We start from the raw sequence: 15,061 nt of genomic DNA, 5'->3' as shown, positions 1-15,061 counted from the left end.
CCCACAGGGTGCTGTATTCAGCTGAGCATCTCGGTTTCAGTCAGCTCTTCCAGGGTTTTACCCCGCGTCTCCATCCCGAACAGCCACACCACCCCCGCCGCAATCGCAAAGCACAGCGCTCCCAGCGCAAATACCCCGCCCTGCCCGGTGATCGGGAACACCAGCCCGGTGACCAACGGCCCGAGCAGCGAACCCACGCGCCCGATAGCCGAGGCGAACCCCGACCCCGTCGCCCGCGCCGAGGTCGGATACAGTTCCGGCGTGTAGGTGTAGAGCACCGCCCACATGCCGAACAGGAAAAACTGCATCAACAGCCCCGTGCCGATCAGCAGCGCCACGTTGCCGCCGAACACTGCGCTCTGCCCGTACAGAAACGCCATCACCCCGCCGCCGAGTAGCGTGACGATGCACACCGGCTTGCGTCCCCAGCGCTCCACCAGCCAGGCCGCCATCAGGAAACCGGGAATCCCGCCGAGGGAAATCAGCACCGTGTAATACACCGACTGGGTGACCGCAAACCCCGACTGTTGCAGCAGCGCGCTGAGCCAGGAGGTCAGGCCGTAGAAGCCGAGCAGCGCGAAGAACCAAAGGCTCCAGATCATCGTCGTGCGCTGGCGATACTGCGGAGACCAGATCTGTTTGAGCGCCGAAAGGAAATGGCCCGGCGGGGTCACGCTACGTGGCAGACGAACCGGCGCCGGCAATGCAGCACCGCCCAGCGATGCCTGTACCCGCGCCTCGATGCCGCACAAAACCTTGTCTGCTGCGTCATGTTTGCCGGCCTGTTCCAGCCAGCGCGGCGACTCGGGAATGAAAAAGCGGATCGCCAGCACGAACACCGCCGGCACCGCCAGTACCAGAAAGATGTCTCGCCAGCCAATCAACGGCAGCAGGAAATACGAGAGCACGCCCGCCGCAACAAAACCCAGCGGCCAGAAACCGTCCATCAAGGCGATATAGCGACCCCGACGCTGGGCGGGGATCAACTCCGACAACATCGACTGAGCAATCGGAAACTCCATGCCCATGCCGATTCCCAGCAGGATGCGAAACAGCGTCAGGCTTTCGACCGTCTGCGCCGTGGAGCACAGGTAACTGGCCAACCCCCACAGGACGATGCTCCACTGGAACACCGGTTTTCGGCCGAATCGATCAGCCAGCATCCCGGACAGCGACGCCCCCAGCACCATGCCGAAAAAGCTCGAACTGGCCAGCAGACCAGCCTCGGCGCTGCTCAGGCCGAACTCGGCTTTGATCGAGCCGAGCAGGAAGGTCATCATCGCCAGATCCATGGAGTCGAAGAAAAACGCCAGGGCGATGATGATGAAGATGATCCGGTGATAACCGCTGACTGGCAGGCGCTCCAGTCGATCTGCCGCGCTGTAGTTTCCCGTGTCCATGCCACCTCCTCAATCCGAAAAGTCCCCGGATCGAGTGTGCGCGATAGCGGTTGCGCGCCTGTGCCAGATGCGACTTGTTCGCAGCCGTTGACGACGTTCAGGAGTACATCCGTGGAAGAAAGCGCTCTATAACGCCATTTCCAGCTCGGTTTCACAGGCAAATCGATGAATTTCCCGCTGGCCCGCCGCCGTCAGTTGCAAAGCACGGGAGTCCTTGGGCAGCACCAGCCAGCCCGACTGCATGAACAGCTGCAACAACGCCGCTCCCAGCGAGCCTCCCATGTGCGGACGACGCTCGCTCCAGTCCGGACAGGCACAAGCCACCTGGGCATTGCGATGGGCCAGCGCCTGGATGTAGACCCCGCGCCCGGCCAGTTGTGTCGAGCCTTTGTGCGTCACGACCACCCGGTTTTCAAGCTGCTCGATCCAGCCGGCGTCGAGCATCCGCTGGTACAGATCGGCGGCCAGCGTGCCCCCGAGATGGTCGTCGCAAAACCGCGCACGCAGCAGTGACGAAGGAGCGGCCTGGGGCCTGACGACCGGCGAGGCACGCTTGAACACGTCGGGGATTTCTCGCGGGGCGCTGGCCAAGGTGGCACTGGCCAGCGCTTCGATGGCCGCGCCGATTTCGGGAGCCGCCAGACGAAAGAAGCGTTTGCGTCCGCGCGCCTCGACCTTCAACAGCCCCCCAGCGGACAAGCGCCCCAGATGCGCGCTGGCTGACGAAGGCGAAAGCCCGGCCAGCAACGCCAGCTCCTCGGTCTGCCGCGCCGAGCCGTCCATCAACGCCCACATCATCGCGCTGCGTTTGGGATCGGCCAGCAACGTGGCGATCTGGCTGATGCAAGGTGCATGTTCCATGTATTCACTCCCTGTTGAATCGTATCGTCTACTGCTCATAGACATCTTGACCAGTAATCAGTCGTCAGCCAAGGCGCGCAAAACGCCTTGAGCCGAGGCAAGGCAGCGCGCCGCAGCAAGGAAACCGCAGTACTGTCGCGACCCTCGTTCCTGCCTCGCCGGTTCCGGTCTGATCGTTCTCTTGCCGGCCTGTCGGTGCGGGCTTCAGGCGGCCGCTAGTATAAGCGGGTTGCTCGCTGCGTCCTGCGCCTGAGTGGACGTGGTTGGTGATTGTTCCTGAGAGAAATTTCGCTATTTACCTGCGACTAATGGTCAGACTCCTGAAAAACGGGAAATCGGCTACTCAATTCGGCGCAACGGCTGGCGAGCATTTCCCTCAGAAGGTTCACCGGCTTACTCAATTGTGCGCGATGGGCGCACAGCAGATTCAGCGGAGCGCGTTCGCAGAGCAGCTCCGGCAACAACACTTTCAGCCGCCCCGCCAGCACATCACCGGCCACATCCAGCCACGACTTGTAGGCGATCCCGGCTCCCGCCACCGCCCACAGGCGCACCACATCGGCGTCGTCACTGAAGCGGTCGCCACTGACGGTCAGGCTGACCTCACGCTTGCCATCGTGGAAACTCCAGTGGTCATGCACCCGGCCACCGAGCATGTACAGCAGACAGTTGTGCTGCGCGAGCTGCTCCAGATGCAGCGGCTCGCCGTGCCTAGCCAGGTAGGCGGGCGATGCGCACAGCACACGTCGGTTGTGCGGGGCAATCGGCAACGCCACCAGACTGGAGTCTTCCGGCTCGCCGTAGCGCAAGGCGATGTCCACCGGCTGGCGAAACAGGTCGGCGATGCGATCGCCCAACAACAGGCGCACGGTCAGCTTCGGATGCTCGCGCTGAAAGTCATCGAGCCACGGCAACAGCAGGTTACGGCCAAAATCCGAAGGCGCCGACAGTTGCAGAATGCCGCTGACCTGGTCCTGCCCGCTGGCCAGCAGGCGGCGCCCCTCATCCAGGTTGCTCAACGCAGCGCGGGCGTACTCAAGAAACCCTTCACCTTCGGCCGTCAGCCGCAGACTGCGGGTGGAGCGTGCCAACAGGCGCGCGCCCAGTTGCTGCTCGATCCGCTTGAGCGCGGCGCTGGCCACCGCGGCGGACATGTCCATCACCCGCGCCGCAGCCGACAGACTGCCCAGATCCGCCGCCCGGACAAACAACTGCAAGTCATCGAAACGCAGCATCCTCAGCCTCGATTATCAAAAAAAAATTGAAAGAGACTGCTCTTTTAGCCGGTTTTATCTCGGGCAGAAATAGCCAATCATGCCTTCCATCGAATTCATCCCGTCCCGGAGTCGAACATGTCCCAGCCTTTCACCGCCATTGCCACCTTGATCGCCCGACCTGGCCAGCAGGACGCTCTCGAACAGCACCTGCGCGCCCTGATCGAACCGACCCGCGCCGAAGCGGGTTGCGGTCAGTACGAACTGCATCAGGACCTGGCCAATCCACTGGCCTTCTACATGATCGAACAGTGGGCCAGCGACGAAGCCCTGCAAGCCCACGATGCCAGCGCGCATATCCAGCATTTCCGCAGCCAGGCCGAGGCGTTCCTCGAACACTTCGAACTCAAGCGCCTGCGCGTCATCGCCTGAAACCTTCCTTTATTCACTTTCGGAGTTCTCCATGAAAGCCATCGCCTATTACGCCTCGCTCCCGATCAGCGACGAAAAATCCCTGCAAGACATCGAACTGCCAGAACCGGTAGCCGGCCCCCGCGACCTGCTGGTGGAAGTCAAAGCGATTTCGGTCAACCCGGTCGACACCAAGGTTCGCCAGAACGTCGCACCGGAAGGCGGCGCCGCCAAGGTACTGGGCTGGGACGTGGCCGGTGTGGTCAAGGCCGTCGGTAGTGAAGTGACCCTGTTCAAGGCCGGCGACAAGGTGTTCTACGCCGGCTCCATTGCCCGGGCCGGTGGCAACAGCGAATTGCACGTGGTGGATGAGCGGATTGTCGGCCACATGCCGAAAACCCTCGGCTTCGCCGAAGCTGCCGCCTTGCCGCTGACCGCCATTACGGCGTGGGAATTGTTGTTCGAACGCCTGCAGATTCGCGAAGGCAACACTGACGAAGGCCAGAGCCTGCTGATCGTCGGCGCGGCCGGCGGCGTCGGTTCGATCCTCACCCAACTGGCCAGCCAGTTGACCGGACTCAAGGTGATCGGCACCGCCTCCCGCCCTGAGACCCGCGACTGGGTGACTGAGCTGGGCGCTGACCTGGTGATCGATCACAGCCAGCCGTTGAGCGAAGAACTGAAACGCGCCGGTGTGGCCCACGTGACCCACGTCGCCAGCCTGACCCAGACCGAACAGCACCTGGACCAACTGGTCGAGGCTCTGGCGCCGCAAGGCAAACTGGCGCTGATCGACGATCCGAAAGCGCTGGACGTGACCAAACTCAAGCGCAAGAGCCTGTCGCTGCACTGGGAGTTCATGTACACCCGCTCGCTGTTCGAAACGCCGGACATGATCGAGCAGCACAAACTGCTCAATCGAGTGGCCGGGCTGATCGACAGCGGCACCTTGAAAACCACGGTCGGCGAGCACTTCGGCACGATCAACGCGAGCAACCTGCGCCGCGCCCATGAATTGCTGGAAAGCGGCAAGGCCAAGGGGAAAATTGTTTTAGAAGGTTTCTAAAACCCGCAAGACCGCAGCCTTCGCCAGCACCAAAAATGTCTGGCTCGGGGGCTGCGGCGCTTTTTTGCCGTCAGTCAGATGCTTGACCCTTGTCACAATTGCGATCGTATTCAGGACTACAATCGAGTCCTCTGCGATGCAATCTTTTACGTACGGGAGGTCAGCAATGAAGATCCTGATAAAAGAAGTGGCAAAGTCCCAATGGCAAGTTCGTCTTGACCAGCACGCCGTGACCTTCCGCAGTGAGGCCGAAGCGCTGGCCTTCACCCGCACCCTCGAAGCGCGTCTGCACGCGCCCCATCAGATTCCCGACCCCGGCCAGCAACGCGCTGTCGGCTGAGGCTTTCGTTTCAGATTTCAGCCTGCGCCTTTGCCAGCGCCCGGGCATTCTGTATGCGCCGGGTGAGCATCGCTGCGCACACCACCAGCAATCCACACAGGCTGATGACGATGGCCATCGGCACGGCGGTGCCATCGTGCAGGATCCCCACCAGCGCCGAAGCCCCGGCGGCAACGCTGAACTGCAGGCTACCGAGCAACGCTGAAGCACTGCCGGCGCGACCGCCCTGCCCGTTCATCGCACACGCCGCCGCATTGGGGCTGATGCAGCCAAGACTGGCCACGCAGATGAACAACGGAATCAGCAGTGGCCACAGTGCTTCGGTGTGCAAGGCACTGACCGCAAGCAGCGTCAGCCCGGCGCCCAGGTAAACCCAGACCGCCCGTGACAGCAGAAAGGCCGGACCGCGCTTGGCCAGCAGTCGCGCATTGACCTGTGCGACCAGAATGAACCCGGCCGCATTGGTGCCGAACAGCCAGCCGAAATGTTCGGCCGGTACGCCGTACAGTTTGATGAATATGAACGGGGAGCCGGCGATGTAGGCAAACATCCCGGCGATGGCGATGCCGCCGGTCAGGGCATGGCCCATGTAGACCGGATCCGCCAGCAGCCGGCCGTACTGACGCAAAGCGCCGGACAGCGGCTGGCGCGGAACATGCGCCGGCAGACTTTCCGGCAGGCCGAGAGCCACCGCCAGCCCGGCCAAGGCACTGAAACCGGTCAGCACCAGGAAGATCGACTGCCACCCCGTGGTGTTGACCAGCAGGCCGCCGAGCATCGGCGCCAGTATCGGTGCCAGCCCCATCACCAGCATCAGCTGCGAAAAGACTTTTGCCGACCCCACCGCGTCGCACTTGTCGCTGACCACCGCCCGGGCAATCACCATCCCCGCACAACCGCCCAGCGCCTGCACCAGCCGTGCGCCGATCAGCCAATCCAGATTCGGCGCATAGGCGCAGGCCACTGACGCCAACGTGAACAGCGTCAGACCGATCAGCAACGGAATCCGCCGGCCGAAGCGATCCGCCAACGGCCCGTAAGCCAGTTGGCCAATGGACAGGCCGAAGAAATAGGCCGACAGCGTCAGCTGGACGTGTTTCTCGTCGGTGCCGAACGCCAGCGCCATAGTGGGAAACGCGGGTAGATAGAAGTCGATCGCCAACGGACCGAAGGCGGTCAGGGCACCGAGAATCAGAAGGGTACGGAAGTTCATCAGGCGTCCAGGTCGGGCGGGCAGTTGAGTTGAGTGCAGCCCGACAGTCTAGCCGCGCGAGGACGCCTTGAACATTCCGGTAGCTCGCTAACTATTAAAAAGATCAGGCGAGCTTGATGGCGTAGCCCTCTTCGCTGATCGCCTCGATAACCTGCTCGGCGCTCAGCGCACTTTCGACGCCGACTTCCTTCGCCGCCAGATCGACCCGCACGCTGGCGGCCGGATCCTTGCTCTGCACCGCCAGGGTGACGGCTTTGACACAGTGACCGCAGGACATGCCTTCAACAGTGAACACTTGCATGGAATGACTCCTTTGAGTGAGGTTGCCGGCAGTTTCAGGCTTGCCACGATGGCAAGGTCAAGTTCTGCAAAAAACTGCCGGGCTGGCAATCGGCGCCGCGCTCGGCCAAGCTGCACGCATCAATGACATGAATTCAGGAGATTCAGCCATGCGCTGGTCAGCTTTCAGCCTGTTTGGCTTACTCAGCCTCTTTGCCGCGATCCCTTCGGTGCATGCCGCCGGGGAAGATTACGGGGTGCTGATCATTTCCCGCGAGCGCCTGGAAGTGGCGACCTCCTGCGAAATTGGCGTGTATATCCAGGATCAGCTGTCGGCGCGCCTGTTTCAGGAGCAAAGCACATCGTTCAACCTGCCGCCGGGCAATGTCTCGCTGCGCCTGAAACTGCTGCCGGGACAAATGCCGGGCTGCAACCCGGGCATGCTCGCGCCGGGCTCGCAGGAGATCAAACTGCACGCCGGCGACATCCTGAAATTCCGCATCGCGATGAACCAGGAAGGCATGTACCTCAAGCCGACCGGCCTCGGTTACTAAGGCCTGCCGCTCGTTCCCACGCTCTGCGTGGGAATGCTTCTTGTGACGCTCTGCGTCACGCTTTGGGACGCAGAGCGTCCCCGGCTGCATTCCCACGCGGAGCGTGGGAACGATCAGGCGAACAAGCGAGCAGCCGGTAGCGGAAACTGGCGCTTGACCTTGCCAGCATGGCAAGGTTGATCCTGTAGACATCCACTACAGGGAGTACGACCGATGTCCGATTCCATAACGTTCGATCTGCCCATCAGCGGCATGACCTGCGCCAGTTGCGCCGGCCGTGTCGAGCGGGCGTTGAGCAAAGTCAGCGGTGCCAGTGCCGTCAGCGTCAACCTCGCCACCGAACAGGCCCGGGTGCAGGCACCCGGCGACAGCCTGCCGGCGCTGATGGAGGCGGTCGAACGCGCCGGTTACAGCGTGCCGCAGCAAACCGTGGAATTGAACATCGACGGCATGACCTGCGCGTCCTGCGTCGGTCGTGTCGAACGTGCCCTGAATAAAGTACCGGGGGTGAAGAGCGTCAGCGTCAACCTCGCCAATGAACGCGCCCACCTCGAATTGCTCGGCGCGGTCGACCCGCAAACCCTGATCGCCGCCGTGAGCAAGGCCGGTTATTCGGCCAGCCTCTTCGAACTCGAACATCCACAATCCGACAATCGCCAGCAACGCCTGAACCATGAACGCTGGGCGTTGATCTGTGCGATCGCCCTCGCCTTGCCGCTGGTGTTGCCGATGCTGCTGCAACCGTTCGGCATTCACTGGATGCTCCCAGCCTGGGCGCAGTTCGCCCTCGCCACCCCGGTGCAATTCATTTTCGGCGCGCGGTTTTATGTGGCCGCGTGGAAAGCCGTGCGCGCCGGCGCCGGCAACATGGACTTGCTGGTAGCGCTGGGCACGAGCGCCGGATATGGCCTGAGTCTCTACGAATGGGCCACCGCCGACGGGCGCATGCCGCATCTGTATTTCGAAGCGTCGGCGGTAGTCATCGCTCTGGTGCTGCTCGGCAAATACCTCGAAAGCCGCGCCAAACGCCAGACCGCCAGCGCCATTCGCGCACTGGAAGCCCTGCGGCCGGAGCGGGCGATTCAAGTCATCGATGGTCGCGAACAGGACGTCGCGATCAACACCCTTCGCCTTGGCGATCGGGTATTGGTCAAACCCGGTGAACGCTTCCCGGTGGACGGCGAGGTGTTGGAGGGCCAGAGCCATGCCGACGAAGCGCTGATCAGCGGCGAAAGCCTGCCGGTGCCTAAACAGCCGGGCGACAAGGTCACCGGCGGTGCGATCAATGGCGAAGGCCGCTTGCTGGTGAGCACCACGGCGCTCGGTGCGGAAAGCGTGCTGGCGCGGATCATCCGTCTGGTGGAGGACGCCCAGGCTGCGAAAGCACCGATCCAGAAACTGGTGGATAAGGTCAGTCAGGTGTTCGTACCGACCGTGTTGCTGCTGGCCCTGGCCACGCTGATCGGATGGTGGCTGTACGGCGCGCCGCTGGAAACCGCGTTGATCAACGCCGTCGCGGTGCTGGTGATCGCCTGCCCGTGTGCCCTCGGTCTGGCGACACCTACCGCGATCATGGCCGGTACTGGAGTGGCCGCCCGTCACGGGATTTTGATTAAGGACGCCGAGGCACTGGAACGTGCCCATGAAGTCAGCGCCGTGGTATTCGACAAGACTGGCACCCTGACCTCCGGCACACCGCGCATCTCGCATTTCAGCGCGATCGACGGTGATGAAAACGCCCTGCTGACAGCGGCCGGCGCACTGCAACGCGGCAGCGAACATCCGCTGGCCAAAGCGGTGCTGGACGCCTGTACCGAACGCGATCTGAGCGTACCGGATGTCAGCGACAGCCAGTCCCTGACCGGGCGCGGCATCGCCGGCAGCCTCTACGGCCGGCGCCTGGCGCTGGGCAACCGGCGCTTGCTGGAAGAAAGCGGTCTGAACGCCGGAAACCTGAGCGAATCCGCCAAGGCCTGGGAAACCGAAGGTCGCACGCTGTCGTGGCTGATCGAGCAAAGTCCGCAGCCCCGCGTGCTAGGGCTGTTCGCCTTCGGCGACACCCTCAAGCCCGGCGCGCTGCACGCGGTGCAACAACTGGCCGCCCAGCACATCCACAGCCACCTGCTGACCGGCGACAACCGCGGCAGTGCCCGGGTGGTTGCCGAAGCGCTGGGCATCGAAAACGTCCACGCCGAAGTGCTGCCGGCGGAAAAAGCCGCCACCGTCGCCGAGCTGAAGAAAACCGGGGTCGTGGCCATGGTCGGCGACGGCATCAACGACGCACCGGCGCTGGCGGCGGCCGACATCGGCATCGCCATGGGCGGCGGCACCGACGTGGCCATGCACGCCGCCGGCATCACCCTGATGCGCGGCGACCCAAGGCTGGTGCCGGCCGCGCTGGAGATCAGCCGCAAGACTTACGCGAAGATCCGCCAGAACCTGTTCTGGGCCTTCGTCTACAACCTGATCGGCATTCCGCTGGCGGCGTTCGGCTTTCTCAATCCGGTGCTGGCCGGCGCGGCAATGGCCTTATCGAGCGTCAGCGTGGTGAGCAATGCGCTACTGTTGAAAACCTGGAAACCCGAGGATCTGGAGGACAACCGATGAACATCGGCCAAGCGGCCCGCCACAGTGGCCTGAGCGCAAAGATGATCCGTTATTACGAGTCGATCGGTCTGCTCAAGGCTGCTCATCGCACCGACAGCGGCTATCGCGTCTACGGCGACGATGACCTGCACACGCTGGCATTCATCAAGCGTTCGCGGGACCTGGGCTTTTCGCTGGAGGAAGTCGGCAAACTGCTGACGCTCTGGCAGGATCGCCAGCGCGCCAGCGCCGATGTGAAGGCCCTGGCCCGCCAGCACATCGACGAGCTGAATCAGAAGATCCGCGAACTCGGCGAACTGCGCGACACCCTGCAGGATCTGGTCGAGCACTGCCACGGCGACCATCGCCCGGACTGCCCGATCCTCAAGGAACTGGCGTCGGGCTGCTGCGCGCAACCCGCGCGCGCCTGAGCAGCAGGATTTTCATCGACAGCACTGTGGCGAGGGGAATGCCGTGGAACAACAACACCACGGCGCCCGGCGCCCACCACTCATAAAACGGTGCGGCGATCAGCATGCCGACGCCGAACCCGGTCATCTGCAACAGCGTCAGGAAACTGAAAATCGGCAGGCGCAGGGGCTCCGGTTCCCGTTGCAGCCGTGACATCAGGCCGACTTCCGAGAACCCGTCGCCCAGTCCGGCCGGCAGCGAAAACAGCAACAGACCGACGACGCTGTGCTGCTGGAACATCAGGATGAAGCCGCAGGACATCAGCAGCACGCCGCCGAAGTAGCGGCGCTCCAGATGAATGTTTTCCGAGCCGTTGAGGCGACTGGCGATCCGCGCACCGAGCAGTTTGCCGGCGGCCCACACTGCGAGCATCAGGCCCAGCGTGGTGCTCGCCGAGTCCGGTGTCAGCAGTTTGGAAATGATCGGAAAACCGACGTTGTGCGCAGCGCTGCCAAGGGTGTCGGCCATGGTCACCGCCAGCATCGCCGCAACTACCGGAGCGCTGCGCAAGCCCTGGACCAAGGCTGACCATTCGCTGCGCTCAGCGCTGGATTCGTTGACGGGCTCCGGTGCGCTGAAGCGCAACGGCGCGATCAACAGCGCCGCCAGCAGATAGGTCAGCGCATTCAGCACAAACACCGTTTCAAAACCAAACCCCGCGACCAGCAACCCGGACACCAGACTGCCGCCGACCATCGCCATGGACGAGGCGGACGTAATCCACGCATTGGTCTTGAGCAACTGCGCCGGCTCGATCAATCGCGGCAACTGACTGTTGAGACCGATGGCGAACATCGAATTGCCAAAGCCCAATCCGAACGCAATCAGCGGCAGCAACAGCGCCTGCTGACTGACCGGCAAGATGAGCAACAGCCCGAGCACAGCGGCGCGCAGCAGATCGAAGGCAATCAACGGCAGACGGCCACTGCATCGACGATAAAACGCCGTGCCGATCAGGCTGGCGAAAATTCCGCCGCCCACCCGACTGGCGAGAAAAATCCCCACGCTCATCGCGCTGTTGCTCAGCAGGTAGACATAAGTGGCCAGCGCAACCATGTTGAGGAACGCGCCGAAATCGGAGATCAGCCGCGCCGTGATGATCAGCCGGGCATTGCGGGAAGTGGTGGTCACAATCAATCCTTGAATGTGTAAAACCCGGCCGAAGCCGGGTTTTCCTTTTCAGATGCTCACTGCATCCACGGTGGCGGAGGCGGTTCGTCGGACTTGCCCTTGGGTTCGTCGTCCGCCGCACGGATGGCTTGCTTGCGCTCCTCATCCAGACGCGCCGCTTCGATCTCGCGCAACACCCCGCCGACATCTGCCAGGTCCTCGGGATCGTCGAACTCGCCGGTCAGCACGCTGGCCGGGTGCAACGTACCCGCTTCGTACAACGCCCACATTTCCTTGGCGTATTTGGTCTTCTTCAACTCCGGGGCGAACCGGCCGAAGTACGACGCCATGTTGCCGACGTCACGCTCGAGCATGCTGAACGCGTGGTTGTTGCCGGCGGCGTCCACCGCTTGCGGCAGGTCGATGATGACCGGCCCCGTCGGCGTCAGCAGCACGTTGAACTCCGAAAGGTCACCGTGCACCAGACCGGTACACAACATCAGCACGATCTGCGAAATCAGGAACGCGTGATATTCGCGGGCCTGATCCGGCTCCAGCACCACGTCGTTCAGACGCGGCGCGGCATCGCCGTATTCGTCGGCCACCAGTTCCATCAGCAGCACGCCTTCGAGGAAGTCGTACGGCTTGGGCACGCGCACCCCGGCGTTGGCCAGGCGGAACAGCGCCGCGACTTCGGCGTTCTGCCAGGCGTCTTCGGCTTCCTTGCGCCCGAACTTGGAACCCTTGGCCATCGCCCGGGCCTGTCGGCTGTTGCGAACCTTGCGGCCTTCCTGATACTCGGCCGCTTGGCGGAAACTGCGTTTGTTCGCCTCCTTGTAGACCTTTGCGCAACGTAACTGATTGCCGCAGCGCACCACATAAACAGCTGCTTCTTTGCCACTCATGAGTGGACGCAGCACTTCGTCGACCAGACCGTCCTCGATCAGGGGTTCAATGCGTTTTGGAGTCTTCATCAGCTTTTATTGTGGGTCCTTTATTACCAAACACGCGAATGTCACTCGTTATACGGCAATCCTCGCATCGCGGGGAGGGGTTGCCGACCTGTGAACCTGTGGATGCACACACTGTGCCGGATAAATCGGCTCAATTCGCCTCTTTATCGACCGCTTCGAATCATAGCCGAGGCTGGCGAATTTATAGGCGCCAGGACTTGAGGGCATTTGCGACAGAATCTGACATCCCGCCGCATACAGCTCGTAAGAATTTTCTCTTCCGGCCTCAATTTCCCTCTTCGTCAGCCGAATTCCTCTGAGACAGAGGAACTTGTCCGACAATCGTTCCAAAAAAATCTTCGATGTCGCACCCAGGGAAACGGGTGAGAAATAGGTTTTTCGGCTGCCAATAACCGCGAGTCATCTGCACTGCGTGGGCCTACAAGAAAATCTGGAGCGCGGATGAACATCAAACAGAAGTTGACCTGGGCGTTTGCAATCATCGCCTGCTTGCCCGTGGTGCTGGTCGCCACGCTGGTGGTACTGAACCTGCGCAGCGATGCCCGGGACGATTTTGTCGACAGCAGCGGGCGCGAGATCCGTCAGGTCAGCAATGCCATGCAGCTGTTTTTCGACGGCATCAGCCAGAACGTCGATTACCTGGCGGCGCAGCCGCTGGTGAAGAACGCCGACGGCAGCGTTCGCAGCCGCATGAGCGCCAACGCCGCCGATACCTCCGATGGCGAGATCGACAAGCAACTGTTTGCACTGTTCGAGGGGCTGGCCAAATCCCACCCGGCCTACTCCTACGTGTCCTATGGATTGAACAGCGGCGGCTATGCCTTCTGGCCGGGCGATCCGAAGATGGCCAACTACGACCCGCGCACCCGCCCCTGGTACAAGACGGCCATGGCCAACCCGGGCAAGACCCTGCGCACCGAGGCCTATTACTGGGCTGGCGACGACGCGGTTCTGGTCAGCACCGTGCGCGCGGTCGCCAACCAGTTGGGCGCCCAGGGTGGCGTGGTCAACATTGACGTGTCGCTCAAGCAACTGACTGAGATCGTCAAACAGATCAAGCTCGGTGAAAGCGGTTACCTGATGCTGATGGAAAACACCGGCACGGTGCTGGTCGATCCGAAGCAACCGGAGCACAACTTCAAACGACTCGACAGCCTCGGCGACGGCTACGCGCAACTGGCCAAGGCCGGCAAAGGCCTGGTTGACATCGAGCTCAACGGCGAACGCTACATGGCCAACGTCTGGCCGTCGGAACAACTGGGCTGGACCTTCATCGGCCTGATCAAACAGAACGAAGTGATGAGTTCGGCCACTCAACTGACCTGGCTGATCGCGATCATCGCTGCGGTGCTGGCGGGGTTCTTCGCCGTGGTCGGCGCCAGTTTCGCCAGCCTGATCGTGCGGCCGATCCGCAGCGTGGCCAGCGGTCTGGAAGGCATCGCCCAGGGCGAAGGCGACCTGACCAAGAGCCTCGACATCCGTGGCAGCGACGAAACTGCGCAACTGGCCAACTGGTTCAACCAGTTCCTCACCGCGATCCGCAGCCTGATCCAGCATATCGGCGGCGCGGCCGGGAAAATCCTCGCCACTTCGCAGAGCTCGACCCGGGTCTCCGGCGACATGGCCGAAGCCGCCGGACGCCAGCGCGAAGCGGTGGACATGGTCTCGACCGCGTTCCACGAAATGGTCGCCACCGCTAACGAAGTCGCCCGCTCTTGCAGCCAGGCGGCGGAGTCTGCCGACAGCGGCCAGCGCCAGGCCCGCGAAGGTCAGCAGCAGATCGATGCGGCGGTGCACAGTGTCGATCAACTGAGCCAGGAACTGGAGCAGTCCGCGCAGTCGATGCAGCAACTGGAACGCGACAGCAACGACATCCAGTCGATCCTCGGCACCATCCGCTCCATCGCCGAACAGACCAATCTGCTGGCACTCAACGCGGCTATCGAAGCAGCGCGGGCCGGTGAGCAAGGACGTGGTTTTGCGGTGGTGGCCGATGAGGTTCGCGCACTGGCCAAACGCACGGCGGATTCGACGGCGGAAATCGACGGCCTGTTGGGCAACCTGGCCAAACGCACCAGCGCGGTGACCCAGCAGATGCGCGCCAGTCTCGACGTGTCGCAGCAATCGGTGGCACGCATCGGTGAGGCGCGGGAGAGCTTTGGGCAGATCCGTGAGTCGGTGGATGTGATTCGCGACATGAACACGCAGATCGCGACCGCAGCGGAAGAGCAGCATCAGGTGGCGGAGGACATCAATCGGCATATCAGCCAGATTCATGGTGATGCGCAGTTGGTGGCGGAGCTGGCGAATTCGGCGCGGCTGGATTCGCAGAGTCTGGCGGGGTTGTCGAATGAGCTGGATGGGTTGGTGCGCAGGTTCCGGACTTGAGATTGGGGGCAACCTTAAAAGCCCCCTCACCCCAGCCCTCCCGAAACGTCGGACCGCCCGGGGGGAGAGGGAGCCGAATCGGGGATGCTTTAGAAATCCGCCGACATGAAAGAACGTTGTTGAATCCATAATCGACACCGATCTTTCAGGTCGATGTATAACGCCAGACACCTCGGTCAGTCCCCTCTCCCTCC

General features: G+C 62.5%; 14 protein-coding genes and 1 pseudogene. 8 read left to right on the top strand and 7 right to left on the bottom strand.

Annotation, left to right across the window (positions count from 1 at the left end):
• Nucleotides 1-17: 17 nt before the first annotated feature.
• The 3 genes from BMZ46_RS14760 to BMZ46_RS14750 form a co-directional block, all read right to left on the bottom strand.
• Nucleotides 18-1,400, bottom strand: a complete 1,383-nt coding sequence (locus BMZ46_RS14760; protein ID WP_074689708.1) for an MFS transporter — start codon at nt 1,398-1,400, stop codon at nt 18-20.
• Between the two features lie 126 nt (nt 1,401-1,526).
• A complete protein-coding gene (locus tag BMZ46_RS14755) occupies nt 1,527-2,261 on the bottom strand; it encodes an ArsR/SmtB family transcription factor (RefSeq protein ID WP_039773229.1) in 735 nt (244 codons plus the stop codon).
• Between the two features lie 305 nt (nt 2,262-2,566).
• A complete protein-coding gene (locus BMZ46_RS14750; protein ID WP_039773231.1) occupies nt 2,567-3,496 on the bottom strand; it encodes a LysR family transcriptional regulator in 930 nt (309 codons plus the stop codon).
• A 117-nt stretch (nt 3,497-3,613) separates the two neighbouring features.
• Here BMZ46_RS14750 and BMZ46_RS14745 point away from each other — a divergent pair, with 117 nt between their 5' ends.
• The 3 genes from BMZ46_RS14745 to BMZ46_RS29335 all read left to right on the top strand — a co-directional run bounded on the left by BMZ46_RS14745 (nt 3,614) and on the right by BMZ46_RS29335 (nt 5,292).
• On the top strand, nt 3,614-3,907 hold the full coding sequence (locus tag BMZ46_RS14745) for a putative quinol monooxygenase (RefSeq protein ID WP_011332308.1): 294 nt from the start codon (nt 3,614-3,616) through the stop codon (nt 3,905-3,907).
• A gap of 31 nt (nt 3,908-3,938) precedes the next feature.
• Nucleotides 3,939-4,952 (top strand): zinc-binding alcohol dehydrogenase family protein, encoded by a 1,014-nt coding sequence (locus tag BMZ46_RS14740; protein WP_039773233.1) that lies wholly within the window; start codon nt 3,939-3,941, stop codon nt 4,950-4,952.
• Between the two features lie 166 nt (nt 4,953-5,118).
• Complete coding sequence (locus BMZ46_RS29335; protein WP_166742328.1) at nt 5,119-5,292, top strand: hypothetical protein; 174 nt, start codon at nt 5,119-5,121, stop codon at nt 5,290-5,292.
• 10 nt (nt 5,293-5,302) lie between these two features.
• Here BMZ46_RS29335 and BMZ46_RS14735 read toward each other — a convergent pair whose 3' ends face one another.
• A complete protein-coding gene (locus BMZ46_RS14735; protein WP_074689707.1) occupies nt 5,303-6,505 on the bottom strand; it encodes a multidrug effflux MFS transporter in 1,203 nt (400 codons plus the stop codon).
• A 103-nt stretch (nt 6,506-6,608) separates the two neighbouring features.
• A complete protein-coding gene (locus BMZ46_RS14730; protein ID WP_074689706.1) occupies nt 6,609-6,806 on the bottom strand; it encodes a cation transporter in 198 nt (65 codons plus the stop codon).
• A gap of 148 nt (nt 6,807-6,954) precedes the next feature.
• Between BMZ46_RS14730 and BMZ46_RS14725 the strand changes: the two genes are divergently transcribed.
• The 3 genes from BMZ46_RS14725 (at nt 6,955) to cueR (ending at nt 10,355) form a co-directional block, all read left to right on the top strand.
• Nucleotides 6,955-7,338 (top strand): hypothetical protein, encoded by a 384-nt coding sequence (locus BMZ46_RS14725; RefSeq protein ID WP_039773239.1) that lies wholly within the window; start codon nt 6,955-6,957, stop codon nt 7,336-7,338.
• Between the two features lie 213 nt (nt 7,339-7,551).
• On the top strand, nt 7,552-9,945 hold the full coding sequence (locus BMZ46_RS14720) for a heavy metal translocating P-type ATPase (protein WP_074689705.1): 2,394 nt from the start codon (nt 7,552-7,554) through the stop codon (nt 9,943-9,945).
• On the top strand, nt 9,942-10,355 hold the full coding sequence (cueR, locus tag BMZ46_RS14715) for a Cu(I)-responsive transcriptional regulator (protein WP_007958485.1): 414 nt from the start codon (nt 9,942-9,944) through the stop codon (nt 10,353-10,355). Before BMZ46_RS14720 ends, cueR begins: the two co-directional genes overlap by 4 nt.
• Here the strand turns inward: cueR and BMZ46_RS14710 are convergent.
• Entirely contained in the window at nt 10,309-11,526 is a 1,218-nt protein-coding gene (locus tag BMZ46_RS14710; RefSeq protein ID WP_039773243.1) for an MFS transporter, read from the bottom strand. The genes cueR and BMZ46_RS14710 overlap by 47 nt on opposite strands.
• A 56-nt stretch (nt 11,527-11,582) precedes the next feature.
• The gene (locus tag BMZ46_RS14705; protein ID WP_011332300.1) at nt 11,583-12,479 is read right to left on the bottom strand and encodes a PA4780 family RIO1-like protein kinase; all 897 of its coding nucleotides are present in this window, start codon (nt 12,477-12,479) and stop codon (nt 11,583-11,585) included.
• Between the two features lie 441 nt (nt 12,480-12,920).
• Here BMZ46_RS14705 and BMZ46_RS29830 point away from each other — a divergent pair.
• Together BMZ46_RS29830 and BMZ46_RS29825 are read left to right on the top strand one after the other, a co-directional pair.
• Nucleotides 12,921-14,009: pseudogene (locus BMZ46_RS29830) on the top strand (cache domain-containing protein); the annotation flags it as partial.
• 90 nt (nt 14,010-14,099) lie between these two features.
• Nucleotides 14,100-14,867, top strand: coding sequence for a methyl-accepting chemotaxis protein (locus BMZ46_RS29825; protein WP_371850984.1), 768 nt, complete (start codon nt 14,100-14,102; stop codon nt 14,865-14,867).
• The last annotated feature ends 194 nt before the right edge of the window (nt 14,868-15,061 follow it).

This window comes from Pseudomonas sp. NFIX49 (assembly GCF_900115915.1).
Classification (GTDB): domain Bacteria; phylum Pseudomonadota; class Gammaproteobacteria; order Pseudomonadales; family Pseudomonadaceae; genus Aquipseudomonas; species Aquipseudomonas pharyngis.
The sequence above is the reverse complement of the archived record's forward strand: the minus strand, read 5'-3'. Positions and strand labels throughout refer to the sequence as shown.

Excerpts from the sequence above, each read along its gene's own strand:
- BMZ46_RS14760 (WP_074689708.1), bottom strand. The coding sequence starts at position 1,400 with ATGGACACGGGAAACTACAGCGCGGCAGATCGACTGGAGCGCCTGCCA.
- BMZ46_RS14755 (WP_039773229.1), bottom strand. The coding sequence starts at position 2,261 with ATGGAACATGCACCTTGCATCAGCCAGATCGCCACGTTGCTGGCCGAT.
- BMZ46_RS14750 (WP_039773231.1), bottom strand. The coding sequence starts at position 3,496 with ATGCTGCGTTTCGATGACTTGCAGTTGTTTGTCCGGGCGGCGGATCTG.
- BMZ46_RS14745 (WP_011332308.1), top strand. The coding sequence starts at position 3,614 with ATGTCCCAGCCTTTCACCGCCATTGCCACCTTGATCGCCCGACCTGGC.
- BMZ46_RS14740 (WP_039773233.1), top strand. The coding sequence starts at position 3,939 with ATGAAAGCCATCGCCTATTACGCCTCGCTCCCGATCAGCGACGAAAAA.
- BMZ46_RS29335 (WP_166742328.1), top strand. The coding sequence starts at position 5,119 with ATGAAGATCCTGATAAAAGAAGTGGCAAAGTCCCAATGGCAAGTTCGT.
- BMZ46_RS14735 (WP_074689707.1), bottom strand. The coding sequence starts at position 6,505 with ATGAACTTCCGTACCCTTCTGATTCTCGGTGCCCTGACCGCCTTCGGT.
- BMZ46_RS14730 (WP_074689706.1), bottom strand. The coding sequence starts at position 6,806 with ATGCAAGTGTTCACTGTTGAAGGCATGTCCTGCGGTCACTGTGTCAAA.
- BMZ46_RS14725 (WP_039773239.1), top strand. The coding sequence starts at position 6,955 with ATGCGCTGGTCAGCTTTCAGCCTGTTTGGCTTACTCAGCCTCTTTGCC.
- BMZ46_RS14720 (WP_074689705.1), top strand. The coding sequence starts at position 7,552 with ATGTCCGATTCCATAACGTTCGATCTGCCCATCAGCGGCATGACCTGC.
- cueR (WP_007958485.1), top strand. The coding sequence starts at position 9,942 with ATGAACATCGGCCAAGCGGCCCGCCACAGTGGCCTGAGCGCAAAGATG.
- BMZ46_RS14705 (WP_011332300.1), bottom strand. The coding sequence starts at position 12,479 with ATGAAGACTCCAAAACGCATTGAACCCCTGATCGAGGACGGTCTGGTC.
- BMZ46_RS29825 (WP_371850984.1), top strand. The coding sequence starts at position 14,100 with ATGGCCGAAGCCGCCGGACGCCAGCGCGAAGCGGTGGACATGGTCTCG.